We start from the raw sequence: 23,755 nt of genomic DNA on the forward strand, positions 1-23,755 counted from the left end.
AAGTATCTGTGTGTTAACTTACTATTATCTTATCAGAATGAGGAGTTGAATAAAATGAATAGTACTCACCAACAAGAAGCGGCGGCCCAGTTACAAGCGCTGCATAAGCAAAAGAAATTATTTGTTTTACCAAATATATGGGATGCAGGGGGCGCAAAAATCGTTGAGGCAAAGGGCTTTAAGGCGATTGCTACGACAAGTGCAGGAATAGCCTTTGCGAATGGATATTCAGATGGCGAAGCGTTGCCGTTTAGTCTCTTAATAGAGACTGTTAAACGCATTTCTAGTAAAATCTCCACCCCTTTATCTGTTGATTTTGAAAGAGGGTATGGTGAAGAGGAGGGGGAGATCTACGAAAATACGAAACAAGTATTAGCTGCCGGCGCTGTTGGCCTTAATATTGAAGATGGCTTGCCCAACAACAAACTATCAGAAGCACAGTCAATGAAGAAAAAGCTGCAAGTCATGAACGATTTGAAGAATGAGCTGGGAATTGATTTTCTAATTAATTCCAGAACAGACATTTACTGGAATCAGATTGGCTCGGAAAAAGAACGATTGAGGAAGACGATTGAACGGGCCAACAGCTATTTCTCATGGGGAGCCGATTGCGTATTTATACCAGGGAATATTCCATTTAATGAACTGGAAATAGTAACTAAGGAAGTTGCCGGGCCAATTAATGTTTTATTAAATGAACAGTTAAAAAATATAGATGCATTAAACAAGATCGGGGTCAAAAGAGTCAGCTTGGGCTCCTCGTTGAGTAGAAACAGCATAACTAATTTATTCAATCAAAGTGAACAGATAAAGAAAAATCATTTTGATCTCTTGCTAAAGGATACATTGTCTTATGACTATGTAAATCAGTTTTACGGAGCACAGGAGGAAGAAAAATGAAGTACATCGCAAATTATAAATCATCCCTTTTACTTCTTCTGTGTATAGGTATCGGAGGGCTTGTTGGGATAATTTTTCCAGAGAGTTCGGTTATTACTTATCCTGTGGGAAGCATCTATTTAAATTTTCTCTATGTTTTAGTCACACCGCTGATATTCTTTAGCGTCATAACAGCGATCATTTCTACAAAAACGGTAGAAAAGGCCAAGCATATTTTATTTTTGAGTATGGTCACATTTTTGCTGTTTTCTTTGGCGGCGAGTCTCATTGCACTGCTATTAGGTATTTCATTGCCGTCTATGGTAGCCTCTGACAGCAATGCCATTATAAATACGCTGCCGCAGATAAATGAGAAAGTTGACTTTACAGAAAAAATCATTCGAATGCTCTCTGTAAAAAATCTGCCGGAGCTGTTTCAATCCGAGAATATGATTCCGTTATTGCTATTTTCAGCATTGGCGGCAGCGTCAATCAGAAAATTAGGCAACAAAGCCAAGTTATTAAAGGAGCTATTTTCAGTCATTACCGATCTTCTGTATACCATGATTTCAACATTAATGAAGTTTGCGCCGATTGGCTTTGGCTGCTATTTTTCATACAGTATCGGTCAGACAGGCGCTGCGATCTTAAAGAACTACGCAAAAATATTTCTTCTTTTTCTCTTATTCTCTATTTTGTTTTATTTCATTTTTTATAGTATCGTCATCTATTTTTCTGGAGGTGTTGCGAAGGTGAAGCTGTTTTGGCGATTCAATACGATTCCGTCGTTGACAGCCGTTGCGACAGCATCTAGTTCAGCATGTATTCCAGCAAATCTAACTGCCTGCGATCAGCTAGGCATTGACAGAGATGTTTCCAGTACAATCATTCCATTAGGAGCAAATATTCATAAAGACGGAGCAACAGGTGCAAGTGTGTTAAAAATTTTATTAATTTTAGAACTTTGTAATATTGATTATATGAATTTCTCCACCTTAGTCTTAGTCATTTTAACGGCAATTTTATCGGGAATCGTCATGGGCACTGTTCCTGGAGGCGGCGTATCCGCGGCAATACTAATGATCTCAATCTTTAATCTGCCGAATGAAATGATGTCGATCATCATTCTATTGAGTACAGTATTTGATATTCCAGCCACATTATTGAATTCTGTTGGCAATATTCCCAGTGCTATGATTGTTGATCGAATGATTTTCCGAAAGAGGAACAGCACTGTTTTGTAGAAAAAAGTTAAAGGAATCGCTGAAAATAAAAAAGAAGAAACAGATGAAATTTAGTTTTTATGAAAGTTCATTTGTTTCTTTTTTTATTTGTTCTCATCATTGGAAATATGATTAAATTAATGATCAATTTAGGTTATCAGCAAATAGTGACCAATTTTTTATCGTATATTTCAAAAAAATGGTCACTATATAACGTTAAAGAAATATACTATCAATTATAGTTATGTTACAATTTGTTTTGAAATGAGAATATAATTACATTTCTTTATTATTACCTTTGTTTTTTTATTAATTATATGAGGGAGGAAATAGCGTTGGAGATTTTATTATTGACCGAAAATATCCTTGCTGAAGAAAATTTTCAAAATAAACTTCAACAATTAGGTCATGAGGTTTTTGTAAATAAAAGTTTTCTACAAAATATCGAGGATATTCTTAAATTTAAGTTTGATGTTTGTATTATTAGCAACACCATTTCAAAAAGTAGAAATGAAAGAATACTGTCTAAGATTTCACAAGGAAATATGGGACTATTATTCGAATGTGAGACTTCTTTTGGGAAAGAAAATCCCTATATATCGAAAATAACTTGGGTTGCTCAAGATGACACGTTGGAAACGATAAAAGAAAAAGTGGAGTATGCCTATAACGTAAAAGAAGACAACTTCGTAAAGGAAGATAATACAGAAAAAAATCTAAATTTAAGTTCAAATGAGCAGCGAGTCTTTTCTTTCTTAAGTGCCAGCGAGAATGAAGCATTTTCCCGTGAAAAAATTTGCAAGCATGTTTGGGATGGGGATTGTACAAGCTCTCAAAAATCTCAACTATCTGTATTGGTAAAAAGAATAAATAGAAAAATGAAGGAAAATTCAATCCTGACTCACGAAATCAGAACCTTATGGGGAAAAGGATACGCCTATTCAAGAATTGACTAGAACTAGCCAGACAATAATTTTATAAAAGTGAAAGGAGCATCGTGAATTATTATTATGAAAATATTATTACTCACAAAAAATGTTTTAACTGAAAAGAGAACGCAGCGGATATTACAGCTCTTAGGACACGAAGTTTTCGTTACTAATAATTATTTGGAAACCTTTATTGAGAGAGAACCTGATAAAGAAGCGATGAATTATTTTAATTTATGCATCATAAGTGAAACTGTTTCAGATCCTGAAGTGGATAAACTTTTTTCAAGAATTAACAATGTACCCTACAAATTCTTTCGAGAAACTGAAAATGCTGATATGAAAGATGAAAAAACCAGAAACCCAACCTATGATTTCATCAAGACAAATGCGAGTACCGTTGAGTTGCGTGAAGCAATAGCTAGTGTCGTATACGGCTAAATTTACATGCTTGAAAATTGTTGTGTTTTAAAAAATTATTACTAAGGAGAATAGAAATGAAAAAAAAGTCAATTGCAATTATAGGTACTGCAATTATAGCTTCGAATCCTGTGATACAACCGGCTGTTGTATTAGCTGAGCAGACTTCAGTTACTGGTCAAACAGATACTGAAGGTGCAAAAGGCACTCTTGAATCAGAACTAGATACAGCTATTTTAAACTCGGATACAGTTGTAGCAGAGTCTAGTGATTCGATGGACGCAGAGCAAACAATTGATGAGGAAGGAACTTCTGAAGATGCTTCAAAAAAAGGTGATACTGAATCTGAAGTGACTGAAGAAAGTACGACTGATGAAGAAACAGAAAAAAGTGAAGAAGAAAATACAGCAAAATTAGAAAAAAGCAGCCTGCAAACTGATGGAATAAAAGTTGGAATCAATGCACCTACGAAATTTCAGACGTATACAGATCCTGTTTCTGGTGTGAAGCCGACAGAATTAACGGTTGCGTTGGCTATATCAATTAGTCAGGCTGATGTCGAAGGAGCAACGATTGAGATACCTTATGGTTTTACACCAGATCCATCAAATCCAACATTTAAACATTTCACAATGACAGATGCGATTTTTAGCTTTGTTGATCCAGGAGTACCTAGTGAGGATTCGATTGTGGAATCTTATGAAGAAAAACTAGCTGAAAATAAGCTGGTCATTCATTTGAAGAAAACAGCTACCACCGTTGAGACATTAAATTTACGTTTCAAATTTAATGATGATTACAATGCGAAAATTCCAGCTGATCAGATTATTTGGGAAGGCCTGAAAGCGACTACTTATGATTCAGATCAAACAGAAGTTGCCAGCACTGATGCAATGAATGTTGAATCTAATACTAGAGATGGTTTTTCTGTGACGATGGAAAGATTTAACCCAACAGATGAAAAATATACTAGTGGTCCAATCAGTACTCGAGGTTATCTATTTAATAGATTTAATCAATATAGCTTACTAGATATGACCAATGAAGATATCAACCAAATGTGGGTCCAGGTACCTACAGGCTCTTCTTTGAATTCAGTTTATACAAATACGTTTGGAACAGATGGGAAAACATCTGTAGATAATTCAGAAATTCCAGTAGGATATACCCGATTTTCCACTAAAATGAAAGATGCCACCTCTAGTTTTCCTGTTTGGGCTTATGCAGGAGACGTAAATGATAACCGAAGAATGGTGGACGCGGAATTTACGCCACCATCTAGTATCCAAAATGGAGAAACATTCAACGTCACACTCGGAATGACTTACAAAAAAATAAATGGAAAAGTGACAACTGTAGAAGGCTCTAAAGAATATATAAAGTCGGATTTAGAAGAATGGAATTTATACAACCCTGCTACAAATTCTACGGGTGGGTCTAAGGAAGCTATGGTTACAGTTGGTGATCCTTCGTCCGTAAGTATCTCCATGAATACAGGGTATGCCTATATTCATAATCAAACAACTAAAAACGTAGGTAAAAAGCCAATAAAAAATGCCAAAGCTACTCTTTTTCAAGATGAAACGGTTAGTTCGAAGATTAACTATGAGTCAGTTGTAGTGGTCGGATTAATTGATACGAATGACAGCAGTGCTGTACAAGGTCATTATCGAACAGAAGTAGTCATCAAGAATGCAAAAACTAGTGCAACGAGAAAAGTTGATGGTGGATTGGGTACGACTAAAATAGAAGTCGGATTGCCTAATCTGAATGAAAATGAGTTTATCAGTGAGATTGTAGTGGTGCCAATGGGGACCGATGGACAAACAGAAGGAGAGTTGCCTTCTAAAAATGGCTTTAGGATTAACTATACTGCAAAGAATTGGGATTCGAATACTTGGCCTGACGGGACCAAAATAGCTATGGATAGTGTCACAAAAGCTACGACTTATTGGACATTTGATTATGATGATGAGAAGGATGGCAAGCTACCTACGCCTGCGTCTAAAAAGTCTAATATAGGAAATATTTATTACGCGCCGGCACATACAACTGATGCATATGTATCTGTAACAAGTAGTGATGCCACAGATAGGAAACCAGGGGAGACAGTTCATTACAATATCAATGGATATAACACTGAAAAAGCTCTCGGAAACTGGACAAATCCTGAAGTTAGAGTCAGTATTCCTAAACAATTACAATTACAGAATCCTGATACTTATAAAGAATATAAAGATTTAGTTTCTGGAGTCGATTATCCTGATTCTGTCAAAGTAACTTTGCTTTCTTCAGACAGTAGGTTCAATTACTACAAATTTGAAGCAACTGGAATTGCAAAAAAGAATGGCACTAGCCCTTCATTTTCTATCCCATTGGAATTAAAAGTAGTTTCGGGTACCAAAGTAGGGAAATATGATGTTGCTTACGCTACAGCAAGTCATAATATCCCAACATTTTCACAAATGAGAATTACAAATAATTTAGGCGATTCTGTAGCTGAGTCATTTGGCTTCGATAATTCTGTGCTTAATTCATATACGGCTAGCGGGGGACATACACCACTATCTGTCGTCTATGCAACCAAGCTGAGCGGTGGAACAGCTGGGAGAAAAGGTTCTTCTGACGATTGGTCGAATACCACGAACTTCGCTGTTGAAAAGGGTGGTACGCCTCAGATGAAGGCAACTATCCAAAATACGGGGAATACGAATTTTAGTAATGTCCGTTTGTACGATATTCTTCCATCTTCGAACGATGGTCGCGGTTCTACTGGAAATGTTTCCTTTGCAGGTTTAGAAAGTGTTGATGGAGCTACTGTTTATTACACGACCAAAGCAGTCTCTGAGTTGCCAAATTATGAATCGAATCTGCAGAGTTGGGATGCAGCAAAAATTGCCTCTTATGGTTTTACTACTACAAAACCTGCTGATGTCACAGATGTAACAGCGGTCTTTATTGATTTTGGTTTAAAAGTTGTTGCACCAAATAATAGTTTGGACACTGTCCTGAACTTTTTGATTCCTGATGCAGACAATCAAAAAGCGATTAATCAATTCCAATATTCAGCCAAAGAAGAAGGCTCGGGAACCACTCTAAATGCGAAGAGCGATTCAATTGTCTTTAGTACGGAAGTGGCACAAATCAATTTTGATCAAAACTTGCCAGATTATTTACCGGCGGGTGTTGAAAATGCGACTGACATTCCTGAAAGCCAAAGCGAGTTGCTTGATGTTAATGGTGATGGTTCAGTAACTATTCCAGATAAGGTTCCTACACTGACAGGTTATGATTTTGTGAAGTGGGTTGATAAGGATGATGACAAGAAAGAATATCAACCAGGAGACATCATTGACTTTACAAGCAGCAGTTCAAAAACAACAGTAGATTTGAAAGCTGTTTGGAGAGCAAAAACAGTTAAAGTGACCTACAACGAGAATTTTGGCAGCAAACCAAATGAAGTAACAAAAGAATATGGCTTCGGCAACACAGTTAATTTATCTGAGGTAGCAGTACCAAAACGTACAGGCTATGAGTTTGTGGGTTGGAGTAATTCAAACGTAGCTACTGTGGAAGATTTTAAAGATGGTGAGAAAATCAGCTTTACTTCGGATAAAACAGTCTATGCAATTTGGAAAGCAAATACTTATACGATTTCATTTGATGCCAACGGCGGTACAGGGACGATGGCTGACCTGCCAATGATTTATGATGTCGAAAAAGCTATTCCTGAGAATACATTTAGCCGTAAAAATTACATTTTCCAAGGATGGTCAACAAAAGATTCTGGTTCAAAGGAATTCCAAGATAAGGGTGCTGTTAAAAATCTGACCGACAAAGCAAATGGTTCAGTGACACTTTATGCCGTTTGGAAGCTTGATCAAACAGAAATCGTTGTTAAGGATTCTACGATCTATGTTGGCGAAACATGGACACCAGAGGATAACTTTGTTAGCGCGAAGGATGAAGACGGCAAGCCAGTTGCTTTTGATAAAGTGACAGCACCAAATGCGAATGAAGTCGATACTGCGACGCTTGGTGATTACGAGGTTACGTACAGTTACAACGGAAAAGAAGCCAAAGCAACTATTCATGTAGTAGATAGTAAAGAGACATTAAAAGCAAAAGATGTAACGATTTACGAAGGGGATTCTTGGGATGCAGAGGACAATTTTGTTTCTGCAACGGATAAAGATGGCAAAGCAGTGGCATTCTCTGCTGTAGGGGTTACTGGTGCAGATGCTGTAGATACTGCCAATGAAGGAACGTATAAAGTAACGTACACCTATGGAAAACAAACCGTTGTAGGAAATGTCATTGTTCTAAAAAATCAAACGAATATCCTAACTAAGGATTCTACGATTTATGTAGGGGGCAGCTGGGATCCAGCCGATAATTTTGTTTCTGCTACTGATAAGGATGGTTCAACGGTAGATTTCAGTAAAATCACTGGGCCGGCCAACAACGCGGTAAATGTTGCGGTCGTTGGTGATTATGAAGTCACCTATAAATACAACGGCAAAGAAGCCAAAGCAACCATTCATGTAGTTGCTAATCAAGAAACGTTAACAGTAAAAGATGTAACAATCTATCAAGGGGATACTTGGACCGCTGCCGATAACTTTGTAAATGCTACGACAAAAGACGGTATGAAAGTAGAATACAAAGATATCACGGTAACAGGAGATGATTTGGTCGACGTAAATCAAGAAGGTAGTTACAACGTGACGTATGTGTATGGCGGTCAAACAGCTATCGGAAAAGTAACCGTTTTGAAAAATCAAACAAGTATCGTCGCAAAGGATTCAACGATCTATGTAAATAGTTCATGGAGCCCGGCTGATAATTTTGTCAGTGCAACAGATAAGACAGGTGCGGCTGTAGACTTTAGCCAAATAACAGCACCGGCCAGTAACGCAGTAAATAGTGCGGTTGTTGGAGATTATGAAGTTACCTATAAATATAGCGGCAAAGAAGCCAAAGCAACCATTCATGTGGTGGCTAATCAGGAAACACTAACAGTTAAGGATGTAACAATTTATGAAGGAGAAGCTTGGAAAGCGGAAGATAATTTTGTTGGCGCAACAACCAAAGACGGCGATGCAGTTGCTTTCAAAGATATTAAAGTAACCAATGCCAATTTAGTTAACACCGGTATTGCCGGAGATTATGAAGTCACTTATGCTCATGGCGATCAAACAGCAGTAGGAAAAGTCACTGTACTGAAAAATCAAACATCAGTTGTTGCTAAAGATTCGACTATTTATGAAGGCAGTTCTTGGGATCCAGCGGATAACTTTGTTAGTGCAACAGACAAGACTGGTGCTTCTGTAGATTTTAGTCAGATTACACCACCAGCGAGTGACGCCGTAAACGTCTCAAAGGTTGGAAACTATGAAATTACCTATAGCTACAATGGAAAAGAAACTAAGGTCACAGTCCATGTAGTAAAAAACCAAGAGACATTGACTATTAGAGATATCACGATTTACGAAGGCGATGATTGGAAGGTAGAAGACAACTTTGTCAGCGCGACAGCAAAAGACGGCAGTATTATCGCTTTTGAAAAGGTGAAAACCACTGGAGATGACACGGTAGACCCTTCAAAAGAAGGAATTTATGAAGTGATTTATGAATACGGTGATCAACAAGCCACTGGAAAAGTGACTGTTTTGAAAAATCAAACAAGTATTACTGCGAAAGACTCAACCATTTATACCGGTGGAAAATGGAGTCCAGAAGATAATTTTGTTGGAGCAACGGATAAAGCTGGAACGGCAGTAGCCTTCGATCAAGTAACTGCTCCTGCAGTAACCGCTGTTGATGTAGATAAAGTGGGCGACTATGAAGTTACCTACAGCTATAAAGCCAAAGAAGCAAAAGCAACTGTTCATGTGGTCGAGAATCAAGAAACATTAACGGTTAGAGACGTGACGATCTATGAAGGTGATGAATGGAAAGCGGAAGATAATTTTATTAATGCCACAACAAAAGATGGCAGTGAAGTTTCCTTCAAAGATGTTAAAGTAACTGGCGACAAAAATGTTGATTCGAAAAAGGCAGGAACTTATCAGCTGACATTTACGCAGGGAGATATCAGTCAAACTGCCAATGTGATTGTGCTAAAAGATAAATCGAGTATTACTGTAAAAGACACAGTCATCTATATTGGTGGTACTTGGGAAGCGAAAGACAATTTCGTATCTGCCACAGACCGTTATGGAAATGGCTTGGAATTAAGTGATCTGACTGTTTCTGGCGAAGTCGATATGAGTAAAATTGGAACGTATGAGGTAACCTACGCTCTTGAGACTTCTAAAAAAGCGAGCAGAGCAGGGGGAACGGAGCTGCCAAGCTCATTAGCAGCAATTGCCAAAATTCAAGTGCTAAATAATAAAAAAGGCTCAACAACGAACACTACAGACAGTACAACTCCTGTTAAGACAGGTCAAAATGATAAATTAGGCAATACTAGTACGAATATTCGCTCGAACACGCTGCCAGATACGGCTAGTCGTACAGTAACTTCGAGTCAAAAGAGCTATCCTCAAACAGGTGAAACGAATTCGATTGTACCAATTGTTTCAGGCGCTTCGCTGATTAGTATCGCATCAATAATCGCTTGGTTCAGAAGGAAACGTAAACGAGGATAATTTGGATTAAGAGGTAACTGTGCCAAGAAAAACTTGGCACAGTTTTTCTACCAAAATGTTAGGAGTATCTCTCATGAAGGGGAAAAAATTTTTAAGAGTATTATTTGCACTGTCATTCTTAATTCAAATCTTAGAAAATACTGAAAATAACGTATTTGCTATTGAAGAGAACACAGCCCAAGGAAAAGCTAAAATTATTGTTAAAAAAGATTTATCCCAAATAAATCTACGGGATATGAAAATCAATACGCATTCAAAATGGGAAGCTATTGATTGCTTTATTGACGCTTTTGACAGAGATGGGTACCCGTTGGCTTTTGAAGAGATTGCCATCACTTCTGATGTAGATGTAAATAAACCTGGTATCTATCAAGTACGTTTTGAATATAAAAATAGAGTTGCGATTGCGACTGTTGAAGTAGAAGACTCACCGATGCAGAAACTGGAGGCTAAGCTGCTATCAAAAAGCACTAGTTATCGGTCGGATCCGATTGTTTTAAATGAAGATTTGTTTAAAAAGTCAGAGCTAGAATTTGAACCGAAGAAATTGAGTAGTGGTGGAAATGAACATCTTAATCAAGTTACTTTAGGCTACTACTTGTCCGGCACGCTATTATTTGGACAAAGGAGAATAGAAAGATGTTAGACAAACTTATTAGTGAAAGAAGTCAGACCAAACTTACTCTGTTCCGCTATTTAGAAAATCGTTTGGGTGCCACTACAAAGTTTGTTGAACTTGAAAAAGAATTAGGATATACAAATTATTTGATAAAAAGTCTCGTGGGAGAACTCAATGAGGATGCACTTAGTTTGCCGATGGACAATAGTTTTCATATTACGATTGACAAAGATCAAATTGAATTTCAGCAACAGTATTATGTAAGTTCAAACATACTGGAAGAAGAATATTTAAGTCAATCACAAGAATTTTTATTATTGAAAAGTATTTTCTTCAATAAATTTGGTTCAAAGAAATCCTATTCTGAAAAAAATTATCTTAGCCGTACTAGTGTCCATCGACTATTTGATCGAGTGAACCATCAATTAAAAGAATACAACCTTTCGCTTGATGGTAAAGGACATATTCAAGGAGATGAAATGCTGATTCGTCAGTTTTTTTCAGCATTGTTTTATAAAGTCTATAAAGACAGTTTTTCGCTTTACTCACTTGCTGCTCAAGCAGACTTCGTTCATTTAGAAACTGATTTGAAAAAAAGTATCCGGCATTACTCAAGTTCAAGTCGATTTAAACATTATGTTTTAGTCTCCCTTGTTCGCATTCAGGCTGAGAAAAAAAATGTATTGAGTAAAACGTATTACCCACTAGAAATCAGAAATGAGCAATTAATAGAAGTTTGTGAAGATTGGCTGATTAAGTCTGGTCTGAATGATGAGGATGTCGAGAATGAGACTGCTAGTTTAATCGGAAATATCAGAGATATTGATTTTAAGGCACACGGTATAGTAAGGGATTTTACTCTATGCAGAGAATATAGTGATGCGTTATATCAAGAGCTTCAATCCTCGATTAGTTCCACGGTAAATAGGGAATTACTCGAAAATGAAAAACTGCAGGATACCATCTTTGATTATTTGTATATTGACATATGCAAAGATGTTTTCTTACGAGAGATTGATTTGACCTATTTCAAAGAAAATTTCCCGGAATACTTTTACAGCTGCTTCAGCTTCATCAAAAAGAATGTGAAAGAAAAACAAGAGGCTTCTCACAACAAGGTATCGTTTTTCTTTGATTTACTATTGTCAATCATAAACATAATGCCTTATAGCACTGTCGGATCAGAGATTAATATTTTTGTGAATTTTGTCCATGGCGATGCGTACAATGAATTCATCAAGAAGAATATAGCCACTTTCTCTAATTTCAATTTTAAATTCCATTCTCATTTAAGACCGGATACTGATCTGATTCTTTCAGATCATATAGTCAATCAAGAATTATTGGACCAGACGATTATTTGGCTGTCACCACCTCGAGCAAAAGATTGGGAAGTATTCGGTGATCATGTAGTTACTATTTCACATAATAAGTACGACGCACAAAAAAAACAAACTGATTAAAAATCTATTTTATGTTGGGAGAACATTTATGAATAAGAAATATTTTGTCAGATTAGCAACTACATTCGTGATAACAAGCTTTTTAGCAGATTCAGTTCCCAGTATCGTTGTTGCGGAAAAATTAGAAGAAACCACAAGTTCACTACAAGAGAGCCAAACAACCAGCTCTTCTCTTGAAAACCTCCGAGTGAAGAATCCTCTGGAGAACAGTGAAAAAGAGAAGATGCAAGAAAGCTCCATTATTTCTAGTGAATCAACACAAGAATCAAGAGAAGCCACTGAAGCCACTGTTTCTAGTCAAGAGCAACTAAGAACACCAACTCCTAAAGCTGACACCAATATTGATACATGGATGCCAGACAAAACCTTACAACAAGCAGTTGCTACAAGGTTAGGAATTGCCGTAGAAGATTTGAAGCAAGCTGATCTATTAAATTTGAAAACATTGAATGTCCATAATCAAGGTATTAACTCACTTGAGGGACTTCAGTATGCAGAAAATTTAATTGATCTAACGGCTTCGGAAAATAATTTAACTGATATTACTCCATTATCAGGATTGTCAAAACTGGAAGATTTAAAAGTCAGTTGGAATAATCTTAGTGATATTAGTATGATCACGACTTTACCCAATTTGAAATCTATATCAGCTTCAGATAATAAAATTTATGATTTACCTGATCTATCAAGTTGCTTTCAATTGAATTCGGTAGTCTTATCGAGAAATTTTATTTCTGATATTTCGCCGGTTACGACGCTAGGGCATGCGTGCTATTTCAATTTTGATAATCAAATACTAGGGGATTCTGGAACCTTTGTTGTTGGTTTTGATCAATTGCCGGTTACAATCCCTTTACCTATTACTGATATGTATGGCAATAAGTTGGGCCCTTCCGGTGGCTATGACGGTGATGCGATTGATTTTACATCAACAGATATTATCTTAAAAAAAGAGGGATCTTACTTAGTTGATTTTAATCCAAGCAATGTTCCCGGGTATCCAGGAGCGCATCCGTTATACAATATTTCAGGAAATATTTCAGTTACGTATGTTGTCAAACAAACCTTCAACAACGTAACTGTTCAATACTTGGATGAAAACAATCAACCGCTCCATGCATCAAAGACAATATCAGGATTTGATGGGGATTCGTTTGATGCGACAACGCCAGAGTATAAGCTAGATATTCCTGATTATTATATTGATGACACAAGATTACCAACGAATGCGATTGGTACAATTGACAAAAAGACACCACAAACGATTACTTATTACTATAAGAAAAATCAATCCGCTATAAACGTTCATGATTCGACGATTTATGTGGGAGATTCATGGGCGGCTGAAGATAATTTTGACGAATTGTTAGACAGAGTAGGTGTGGCAACGGATTATGCTGATTTTATTGCCAAAGGCGGAGTTGTGACCGGTTCGGCCGACACATCTCAAGCAGGTGTTTATAAGGTGGATTATGAAATTAATGGATTGAAAGCAACTGCAACCATTACCGTAAAAAACCGTCAAACAGCGGTCAATGTCCATGATTCAACGATTTACGTGGGGGATGCTTGGACTGCTGAGGATAATTTTGACAGCGCGTTAGATAAAGATGGAAATTCGATCTCCTTTGATAAATTGACTGTAGACGACAGCAAGATGAACAATAAAAAAGCTGGCGTGTATGAAGTAACTTATACAAATGATGGTGTGACTGCAACGGCTACGATTACAGTGAAAGATCGTTTGACGGCCGTCAACGTTCATGATTCAACGATTTATATCGGAGATTCATGGCAAGCTGAAGATAATTTTGATAGCGCCTTAGACAAAACTGGAAAGCCGATCACTTTTGATAAAATTACTGTAGATGACAGTAAGATGAATAACCAAAAAGCGGGTGTTTATCAGGTTATCTACACAAATGATGGTGTAGCAGCAACTGCAACCATCACTGTCAAACCAAAACTGACAGCAGTCAATGTCCATGATTCAACAATTTATGTGAATGATCCGTGGAAGGCAGAAGATAATTTTGACAGTGCTTTAGACAAAGATGGGACTCCCGTTGCTTTTACAAAGCTTACTGTTGATGATAGCAAGATGGATAATACGATTCCGGGTGTTTATGAAGTAACTTACACAAACGATGGTGTGACAGCAACGGCGAAAATCACAGTCAAAGCAAAACAAACGGGTGTGAATGTTCACGATTCGACGATCTATGTTGGAGATGCGTGGAAGGCGGAGGATAATTTTGATAGCGCGATGGATATCGATGGAGCTCCAGTCTTATTTGATAAAATCACTGTAGATGACAGTAAAATGAATAATAAAAAAGCCGGCGTTTATGAGGTAACTTATACGAATGATGGAATAACAGCAATTGCAACAATCACTGTAAAGGATCGAATGACAGCAATCAATGTCCACGATTCAACAATCTATGTAAATGATCCATGGAGAGCAGAAGACAATTTTGATAGTGCTTTGGATAAAACCGGAGCAACAGTATCTTTCAGAGATATCACTGTAGATGACAGTAAAATGAATAATAAGAAAGCCGGCGTGTATGAAGTAACTTATACGAATGATGGGGTAACAGCAATTGCAACAATTACTGTAAAGGATCGACTGACAGCGATCAACGTTCATGATTCAACGATTTATGTGGGAGATGACTGGAAAGCGGAAGACAATTTTGACAGCGCTTTGGATAAAACTGGAGCAACAGTATCTTTCAAAGATATCACTGTAGATGACAGTAAAATGGATAATAAAACAGTAGGAGTCTATGAGGTGATTTACACCAATGATGGTGTAATCGCAACAGCAAAAGTGACAGTCAAGGCAAAACAAACTGATGTAAATGTGCATGACTCGACGATTTACGTAAATGATCCGTGGAGGGCGGAGGATAACTTCGATAGCGCAATGGATAAAGATGGTAACCCTGTTGCTTTTGATAAAATCACCGTTGACGACAGCAAGATGAACAATCAAAAAGCCGGCGTGTATGAAGTAACTTATACAAACGATGGCGTGACCGCAACGGCAATGATTACAGTAAAAGATCGTTTAACAGCAGTCAATGTCCACGATTCAACAATCTATGTAGATGATCCATGGAAAGCAGAAGATAATTTTGATAGTGCTTTGGATAAAACCGGAGCAACAGTAACTTTCAAAGATATCATGGTTGACGACAGTAAAATGAATAATCAAAAAGTTGGCGCTTATGAAGTAAGTTATACGAATGATGGAGTAACAGCAATTGCAACAATCACAGTAAAAGAACGCAATACAGCAGTCAACGTCCACGATTCGACAATCTATGTCAATGATCCGTGGAAGGCAGAGGACAATTTTGATAGTGCTTTTGACAAGGACGGCAACTCAGTTTCATTCGCGAATGTAACGGTTGATGATAGTAAGATGGACAATACCAAAGTCGGAGAGTACGAGGTGACTTACTCCTATGATGCGTCCTCAGAAGTTGCGGCAGTTACAGTGAAAGATCGTCCAAAGACAGACGATAAGGGAACCGTAATCGTAAAGTATTTAGATATGGATGATAAAGAGATAAGCAAAGCGGAGCAATTGTCTGGTGAAATTGGAGAGTCATATGAAACAAAACCAAAGACTATCGAAAATTATGAGTTAGTTGAATCTCCAGAAAATAAAACGGGAAAATTCCAAAAATCAACTGTTCAGGTTGCTTATAAATATAAGAAGATATCCAAGAACGTTGTTTTAGATAAAACAACGTCAGGAAATGGGGGCGCTAGTCTAAGAAATTCTCATACAACATATAATAGGTCTAGCGAAAGTGGTAAAGTGCTTCCGAAAACAAATGATTCGGTCAATCCATCTGTTAATTTGGTGGGAGCGATGCTTGTCTTTGTTAGTATAGCATTAGCATATTTAAAGAAAAAAAGCACTAAGTAATAAACGAATGGCATAGAAAAATTAACTGTTGTTAACGAAATTCATTAACTGTAGCAACAGTTAATTTTGTGCCAATTTATTGGAATCTTTAATGAAAGTGAGTAAAAATATGAACTACAGCTATCCGGAGAGACTTAAATTTATCTTTAAATATACTGATAGTATTTTTCAAAATATTTTATTGACGTTATTGCTGATTACTTTCGTATTGTGTTTATTTAAACTTTTTGGACTCTTTCGATTAAGTGGAAGAAGTCGGCCTAGTCCAAGAAAAAATACGGCACTGCTTTATCTCTTTTTTATTCAGCTTGTTCTGTATACAGTTATTTCAACTGCGTTAACGGGTGCTAGCTCGGTAGGTATCAAGGATCAATTAATTGTAGGAAAAGATTTCTATTCTTTACAAAATGTTAGCAAAGCTAGAAGTACAGGGACTATAAATAAGGTGAGTACGAGTACCTATATAAGTAAGGTGTCTTTAAATAATCCCCAAAAAAATTGGAAAAAGAAGATTCACAATGGAACGAGTGAATCAGCAGCTTTTTTAGGCGAAACGAACAAAGGTATTTTCTACCAATCGAACGGAGAGATTGAAGGGATCAATAAAAAGACAGGAGAAAAAATCTTGACATCAGAGCAGTTGATCAAGAAAAATCCGCAACTGAAAAATGTTCTTTCTTCTGATGGATATAGGTATCGGCTGTCTGAAAAAGAGAATCAGCTGTTCTTCGAGACTACTATCGGTGATCAGTATCAGCTTGATTTGAAAAGCCTAAATGCTCAGAAGTTATCAGAAGACTTCAACGATTTTGGCGATCAAGATAACGGAACAATCGAAAAATCCCTGCAAGCAGTTAATATGAAAAAATCGTTAGAATTCACAACAACAATTTCTTCTAACGATCCAAGGTTTCCTTATTTAAGTTTTTTCTCAAATAAAACCATTCAAGAAGCGGAAGCGGTTAAGAAATTTTCTGTAGCAGGCCCGAATTTAAATGCGATGGATATTTTTGATAAAATGCCCAAATATTTATATGGATTTGGCTATTCCGAAGAAACCTCACAACTATCATTGACTAAAGTGGCGGAGGAAAAATGGATTGATCCGCACTTTCTTTTAATTCACTCGTCGGATCGACAAACAAATACATTTTCAATAATCGAAGGGCTAACCAAGAAGAACATCCTTGATAAAACGAGCGAGCGTATCATTACGGTTCCGCACGATGATTTTTTTGGTTCCATGGCAGATCAATTTGCTGTTGAGCTTTTAAAGCCAAAGTTTCCATCTACACCGCTACTTATAGGTGAAGAAAATCTACTCATTGTACATTCTGAAGCAAATGAAAGGGACAGCAAGTTGCTGCTTAGTTTGTGGGATGTCAAAAAAAATGAAACAAGATGGACAATTAAAACCAATAGCACGAGTCTGATAGATTACGCCTTTTCTGATAATTCACTGGTTTTTACTATCGATTCTAATAGTGGGTCTAACCAGTTAATTATCATAGATACAAAAACCGGACAAGGAAAAGGCTACGATTTTAAATACAATGATGTGTTTAAAGTCGTTAATTTATAAAAAGATGGAACAAGGGGGAGAATTAGGATGCTGATAGTGAGGTCTGCGCTGTTAAACAATTTTAAACGAATCTATGGTGAAACGGACATGGTCTGCTGCTATGCAAGAGCACAAGGCTTCTCTGCCATTAGTCAAGATGCGATCTTGTTAATGAATAATGAAAAGATCGTTATTCTGTTTATCAGCTATTTTACGAACAGACTTATCCAAAAAGTTGAATTTTCTAAAGATGACTTAATAGAGAGTCAGCTGAAGTCGGGAACCTTACTTGCCGATATTTGGCGATTTACTGCTAAAGGACAGAAATGGTTTTTTAGAATTCAGCGTAAAATAATCCCTTTGGGTAATAGACAAATTGAATTTTTAAATTTTCTAAAGAAAATTTAGATCGCATTTTAAAAGCCAAAGCGAGAATTCGATTTCAAAAGCTGAATATCTAGTTTATGTATCAACTAAACGAATTTTTGCGTTTTAAAAGTAAATTCTATTTTTCTTCATTGACCGAAATATCGATATTGTTAATACTAAGGACTTCTCTATTCGATTTTTGTCAATAAAACTTGACAGAAATCATTTAAAAGTATAAGCTCAATATGTCAAGTTTTGTTGACAATCGAATGGAGGTAGTATATGTCTAAAAAAATTTATAACGTAGTAGAAGTAATCAAATTATTTGTTCTAAGTTGGTTTGTAATTCTGGTTTCTGATAAGTCAATAGAATCAAAATATTTTTCTGAATATGAGTTGGTATTAATTGGTCGTAGCTTTTTAATAATGCTCGTAAGTCTTATTGTCGGCTCCATTTTACTGGAAATTTTTATATCGTTTTTTATACCGATGGAAGTGGGAAAGATTGGTGAGTGGGAAAAAATTGTTAATAACAATGTGCTTAGAAATTTCTCTTATGCACTATCGCTATTTCTATTTGCAATAATGGTTTCATTTGCTTCAAACGCTCAATTAGAAAGTATTCTTAACCTTTTAAAGCTTGGCTTTTTCTTTTTAATTACCATTGTTAACCTAACAAAGGCTTATTATTATGGGGGTTGAGATATGAAAAAGGAAAAAGTAGTCACTAGACTGAAGTTTTATCGAACGAGTGTGAATCATATGACTCAACAGGAATTAGCAGATCAAGTAGGCATATCAAGGCAATCTATCAATGCAATAGAAAAAGGAAAATTTCTTCCCAGCATTGAATCCTCATTAAAGTTAGCTCGCTTTTTTGGTATAGCAGTTGAAAAATTATTCTATTTAGAGACGGAGGAGTAATTGTGAAAGCAATTGTGTGTGAAAAATACGGTTCGACAGAACATTTAAAAATTAAAGAATTGAGTATCCCAAAAGTCAAAGAGAATGATATCTTAGTTAGGGTTCTGGCAACTACAGTTGCTAGTGGAGATTGTGTAGTCAAAAATGCCTCTAATCCTTTTGTTCGTATAATATTTGGGATTCAAAAACCAAGAAATCCTATTTTGGGGACTGATTTAGCTGGAATTGTTGAGAAAGTTGGAAGCAATGTAACGCGATTCAATATAGGGGATCATATTGTGGCTTCAACTGGAATGAAATTTGGTGGACACGCTGAGTATATTTCTTTAAATCAAAACTTAGCAATTTCTAAAATTCCTGAAAAAATGTCCTTTAAAGAAGCGTCTGTGTTAGCTTTCGGAGGAAATGCTGCTCTACACTACTTAAGAAAAATGAAAAAAAAATCTAATTCTAAAATTCTTATATATGGTGCATCCGGAGCTGTAGGCTCTTCAAGCATACAATTAGCCAAACATTTTGGTTTAGAAGTGACAGCCGTTTGTAGTTCAAATAACATTGATATGGTACGTCTTCTTGGTGCAGATTCCACGCTTGATTATACAAAAATAGATTGGGAGAGAAGTCTAAAGAACTATGATTTCATTTTCGACACTGTTGGAAAAACAAAACAGAAAAAATGGGATAAGTACTTAACAAAAAATGGTAAGTTTTATACTGTTGCTAAAGGCTTAGTCAAAGAGAATACTCAAGATTTAGAATTATTAGTAAATCTTACAAATCAGGATATTTTAAGACCTGTGATAGATAGAATTTACACGATTGATGAAGTAAAAGAAGCATATTCATATGTAGAAACTGGCAGAAAGCGTGGAAATGTTGTACTAGACTTCGAGGATTAAATTGCGAATCGGATCCACTAGGCTGGACGAGCATACTTACTATAGTAGACATCAAGTTAAGGAATTTTACAGGGGTTGCTATAAAACATAGATCGTTCGCACAAGAATTGAAACTCCTAAAAAGTTCGAAGTCTACCTGAAAGAAAAAGCCTCCTCCCTCTTGTTAAATTCATTTACTCGAATTCATCAAGAGGTGCTTTTTTATTTTGTTTGAGTTTATTGGGTCAGTTCCTTAATGGGGGACATGGAACATAGGAACGAAATAGTGCGGTAGAAAAACGAATGACAGTAGTGCATTTCTACAAATTATTCGTTTTCTCTATTTTACATATGGTTGGTCGAGAGACTCCATTCCATATAGATTATTCTTTTGACATATAGTATAAGTTTCCTTTCCAAAAACTTGTTCCCAATTCAGATACCCTATTTACTATACTTTATCCTAAGTTTAGGGGGGATTTTAGCAGGGGACAAGTGTTTGACTATGCTCGAGTATAAACTTTTGAACAAAATTTAAAAAAGGACAAAACGAAATTATGAGAAGTAGGATGCCGGATATTATTACCTTTATAAAGAATGAAGCACTTATTAGGAGAATGACAAGCGAAGAAATCGCAAATCACTTGGGATATGATAAATATTATTTCAGCAGAAAATTCAAAGAAATAAATGGATTCAGTATTGCAGAATATTTATCAAGCTTGAAAATAGAAAAAGGGATCGCTGCTATGGAGCATTCAAATAGAATTATTGAATTACAAGATATTTCGATGTTTGAAAGCAGTAGTAGTTTTGCTAATACATTCAAAAAATTCACCGGAAGCTCTCCCCAAAAATATAGAAGCGACATGAATGGATTATTTGACGAAGTAAAAAGCTTTGAAAATGACAATGTACACCAGACAGTGGAATATTATGAAAAGCAGGATATATTTTACTGTAATGTCACAATTGAGGTCCCAAAAGACTTTGAAAAAGGATTGTTTTTTATCGGATTATTCCGTACACCGATACCAAACCATAAACCTATATGCGGGTTAGCTACTAAAAGTTTGACATTAAATGTGTTGGAAAATATTCCAAAAGGGGAATATTACTTGCTGGCTTGCGCTATTGACTATTCATCAAATATTATTTCCTACTTTAATTTGCAGAAGTGCTTGAGAGGAAGAATGATTGAAAAATTATCTTTTCCCGTTTGTTCTGGCAAGAATTATAGAATAAAATTAAGACCTCCGATACCGGAAGACCCACCGATTTTGCTCAGTGTAGCGAAACTATTAATTTCGAGCTTGAAAAAGACAATCCAGAACAATACTAATTTTTAATTTCATAGTAAACTTATTTTAAGTGGTGATTTTGAATGAAATAACAATGTTTCTATTCTTTTAAGATGAATGTCGAAGTATTCTAGATTATCATGATAATAATAAAAAATGGAGGTAGATCAGTATGAACAGTTTCGTTTCTATATTGGAAATTCCAGCGACGGAAATCTCAAGGGCTATTGATTTTTATCAATCAATTTTGGAAATTGAAATCGAGAAAATGGATTTCCCAGGAATACAAATGGGGTTATTCCCAACTGAAGAACAAAAGGTTGTTGGAGTATTGATGCAAGGGGAAGGGTACACCCCTTCAGCTAATGGTGTAACAATCTATCTTGATGGTGGTGATAACCTTCAAGTTGTACTGAACAAAGTTGAAAAGAATGGTGGAACAATTATTGTTCCCAAAACCCCCCATGCTGATGAAAGTGGATATTTTGCATTGTTCATTGATACAGAGGGAAATAAATTGGGACTGCATTCGTTAAATTGAGTTATTTGAGATCACTCAAATAATATAATTAGCGACAGTAATTTCATCTCTAAAGTAGAAAAAAACTATATTTGGGGTACATGGAATACCGAAACTGAATAATGCGGGAGAGAAGCGAATGACAGTAGTATTTCTACTAATCATTCGCTTTCTTTATTAATGACTTCAGTCAGTTTCGCTCGTGCTAGCGAGTGAAACAAAAAAACCGCGCGTTTCTACGCGTGGACGAAAGAGCCTTAGCGTTAAAAACTCCTTTCGATATACTACTAAGTGGCTACCAACCGCTCATTTTATCGAAAGGAGTTTTTCTATGCCATCAAATGACGACAAAAGTTTATCACATAGTGTGTCCTGAATGCGAGGAAAATTGAAAGGAGGAAAGGTATTTCCAAAGCAATGCTTTTCAAAAGATGGAAGTAGGTCTTCCATAGTCGATATGCAGGGTATAGGCTATAAACCACTCATGGGTGCTGTAATCAAAAGTTACGGTACTGAGCGCATGGTGAAAAGGCAATAAGAAAAAATTGTCAGGTGTGTGCCATAGAGCTGGACGAAAGTGAAGAACTGATGAAGCATCGTTAAGGCTAATAAGTACAGTCAAAACTGGGACTTTGTGTGGCTCCTAGGATAAGTCTAATGGTTACCTGTTTATTGATTAGGCGGCTGTCGGTGTAGAGGTTACAGGAATATGGTATAGGCTTTTGGAAGGAACAGGAGAATCCTGATTTGTAATGATAAGTGAAAAATTCAAGCAAACAAATAGGCGAGAATGAAAGTAATGAGGAATAAATCAGGTGCGGGTGGTGTCGATGGGGTTGATTTTCATACGTTTGACAAAGAAAGGGCTTAAAAGCATGCATGGCGGCTGCGCCGCTATGCAACAGTCAAAATCACCACAAGGAGTAGTTCGCCTTGGGGCGAAACACTTCGTGGTGATTACCTAAAGTGGTTAAATTAAAGAACTGTTTTCTAATTAGTTTTCTTGCGAGTCTTGTAATGTGGGATGTTCACCACCGCCCAACCAGTTTCCTGTTGCGAGCCACAATTCATAGAAAAGTAACCATTCAATTTCCCAAGGAATAAGAGTATCTTTTAACCATGATTTAGAGGTCCATTCGTCCTTTATAGGATGATATAAGCAAATTCGAACTCTTTTTTCTCTTTGTCTATATCATACCTATGTGGGAACTTAGGATCATCTAATTTTTTCAAGTCACCATTACGGGAGATTATATTTGGACAACATTGACTGACACAGAAGTTGGGGCTTTACGACCATTGAGAAATATTGACTAACTATAGACACAAGCATCGAATTGTTTATGACAAGCACACAATTCGATGCTTATATTACAAGAATATTACTTAACGTAGGATTTTCTCGGAATCTTTCACCGCCCCCTATATGCTAATAAGAGGTTTATTGAACGTCAAATCACAACACTATTTGGACCTTATTTTTAGCCATTGTCTCCTTCCTCTTTCATACATACAAAAATCGTACTTCAAGATAACGTTCGCGAATCCTGAATCTCATTCTCTTTCTTGAATGTGACGTTTAGGAAGCTATTTGTCAATTAATGAAAAAAGCGACTGTTCGTTGCTATTCCTATCTATACTAAGGTTAGCGAAACGAGTTATTGGAGGGAAGAATATGCCAGAAACAAAACTAAAGGCAGGGCAATTAACGAAACAGTACAAAACAGATGATGACTTTAACTATGTACAAATGACAGTTAATAAAGATGATATCTACGGACTTATCGGAAAGAACAACGCAAGGAAATGATTTTACTCGCTTAATTGTAGCCAATTTTCGCGACTTCAGAGAAAAGTTTCGCACGTCTGTTTCGAATGGTGGCACACAATGGGCAAGAGAAACTGTAGTTAACAGCATAAGTTGCTTGATTATCCAATGATTTTACGTATTCGTAGAGAATAATTTTTGAAACATTGTTTAAATTCCTACAGATTCTACTATATCGAGAACGACTAGGAAAATCAGAAGTAGGATATAAAAAAGCACAAATTGTACGATACGTACATGAT

16 protein-coding genes are annotated in these 23,755 nt (G+C 36.4%); all 16 read left to right on the plus strand.

The features are described 5' to 3' along the window. Positions 1-54 precede the first annotated feature (54 nt). The 16 genes from IGI67_RS22130 (at position 55) to IGI67_RS22205 (ending at position 23,495) form a co-directional block, all read left to right on the plus strand. Positions 55-900, plus strand: coding sequence for an isocitrate lyase/PEP mutase family protein (locus tag IGI67_RS22130; RefSeq protein WP_429959309.1), 846 nt, complete (start codon positions 55-57; stop codon positions 898-900). Further along, a complete protein-coding gene (locus IGI67_RS22135; RefSeq protein WP_429959310.1) occupies positions 897-2,123 on the plus strand; it encodes a dicarboxylate/amino acid:cation symporter in 1,227 nt (408 codons plus the stop codon). Before IGI67_RS22130 ends, IGI67_RS22135 begins: the two co-directional genes overlap by 4 nt. A 314-nt stretch (positions 2,124-2,437) precedes the next feature. Next, positions 2,438-3,058, plus strand: coding sequence for a winged helix-turn-helix domain-containing protein (locus tag IGI67_RS22140; RefSeq protein WP_429959311.1), 621 nt, complete (start codon positions 2,438-2,440; stop codon positions 3,056-3,058). Positions 3,059-3,112: 54 nt separating this feature from the next. After that, a complete protein-coding gene (locus IGI67_RS22145) occupies positions 3,113-3,472 on the plus strand; it encodes a hypothetical protein (protein WP_429959312.1) in 360 nt (119 codons plus the stop codon). Between the two features lie 56 nt (positions 3,473-3,528). Then, on the plus strand, positions 3,529-10,104 hold the full coding sequence (locus IGI67_RS22150) for a bacterial Ig-like domain-containing protein (protein ID WP_429959313.1): 6,576 nt from the start codon (positions 3,529-3,531) through the stop codon (positions 10,102-10,104). 73 nt (positions 10,105-10,177) lie between these two features. Then, positions 10,178-10,750 (plus strand): bacterial Ig-like domain-containing protein, encoded by a 573-nt coding sequence (locus IGI67_RS22155; protein ID WP_429959314.1) that lies wholly within the window; start codon positions 10,178-10,180, stop codon positions 10,748-10,750. Continuing rightward, a complete protein-coding gene (locus IGI67_RS22160; RefSeq protein WP_429959315.1) occupies positions 10,744-12,186 on the plus strand; it encodes a helix-turn-helix domain-containing protein in 1,443 nt (480 codons plus the stop codon). The genes IGI67_RS22155 and IGI67_RS22160 overlap by 7 nt, the downstream gene beginning before the upstream one ends. Positions 12,187-12,214: 28 nt before the next feature. Further along, entirely contained in the window at positions 12,215-16,132 is a 3,918-nt protein-coding gene (locus IGI67_RS22165) for a bacterial Ig-like domain-containing protein (protein ID WP_429959316.1), read from the plus strand. 91 nt (positions 16,133-16,223) lie between these two features. Further along, positions 16,224-17,714 carry a PA2928 family protein gene (locus IGI67_RS22170; RefSeq protein WP_429959317.1) on the plus strand — a complete coding sequence of 497 codons (1,491 nt, stop codon included), beginning with the start codon at positions 16,224-16,226 and terminating at the stop codon, positions 17,712-17,714. Between the two features lie 27 nt (positions 17,715-17,741). Then, positions 17,742-18,101: a hypothetical protein gene (locus tag IGI67_RS22175; protein ID WP_429959318.1), complete on the plus strand. Its 360-nt coding sequence runs from the start codon at positions 17,742-17,744 to the stop codon at positions 18,099-18,101. A 243-nt stretch (positions 18,102-18,344) separates the two neighbouring features. After that, positions 18,345-18,764, plus strand: a complete 420-nt coding sequence (locus tag IGI67_RS22180) for a hypothetical protein (RefSeq protein ID WP_429959319.1) — start codon at positions 18,345-18,347, stop codon at positions 18,762-18,764. Positions 18,765-18,767: 3 nt separating this feature from the next. Continuing rightward, entirely contained in the window at positions 18,768-18,986 is a 219-nt protein-coding gene (locus tag IGI67_RS22185) for a helix-turn-helix transcriptional regulator (RefSeq protein ID WP_429959320.1), read from the plus strand. A 2-nt stretch (positions 18,987-18,988) separates the two neighbouring features. Further along, the gene (locus tag IGI67_RS22190; RefSeq protein WP_429959321.1) at positions 18,989-19,885 is read left to right on the plus strand and encodes an NAD(P)-dependent alcohol dehydrogenase; all 897 of its coding nucleotides are present in this window, start codon (positions 18,989-18,991) and stop codon (positions 19,883-19,885) included. Between the two features lie 548 nt (positions 19,886-20,433). After that, positions 20,434-21,213: a helix-turn-helix domain-containing protein gene (locus IGI67_RS22195; RefSeq protein WP_429959322.1), complete on the plus strand. Its 780-nt coding sequence runs from the start codon at positions 20,434-20,436 to the stop codon at positions 21,211-21,213. A 124-nt stretch (positions 21,214-21,337) separates the two neighbouring features. Then, positions 21,338-21,706, plus strand: coding sequence for a VOC family protein (locus IGI67_RS22200; RefSeq protein WP_429959323.1), 369 nt, complete (start codon positions 21,338-21,340; stop codon positions 21,704-21,706). A gap of 1,654 nt (positions 21,707-23,360) precedes the next feature. Beyond that, positions 23,361-23,495, plus strand: coding sequence for a hypothetical protein (locus IGI67_RS22205; RefSeq protein WP_429959324.1), 135 nt, complete (start codon positions 23,361-23,363; stop codon positions 23,493-23,495). Positions 23,496-23,755 lie beyond the last annotated feature (260 nt).

This window comes from Enterococcus sp. AZ196 (assembly GCF_050498845.1).
GTDB classification, from domain to species: domain Bacteria; phylum Bacillota; class Bacilli; order Lactobacillales; family Enterococcaceae; genus Enterococcus_A; species Enterococcus_A murrayae.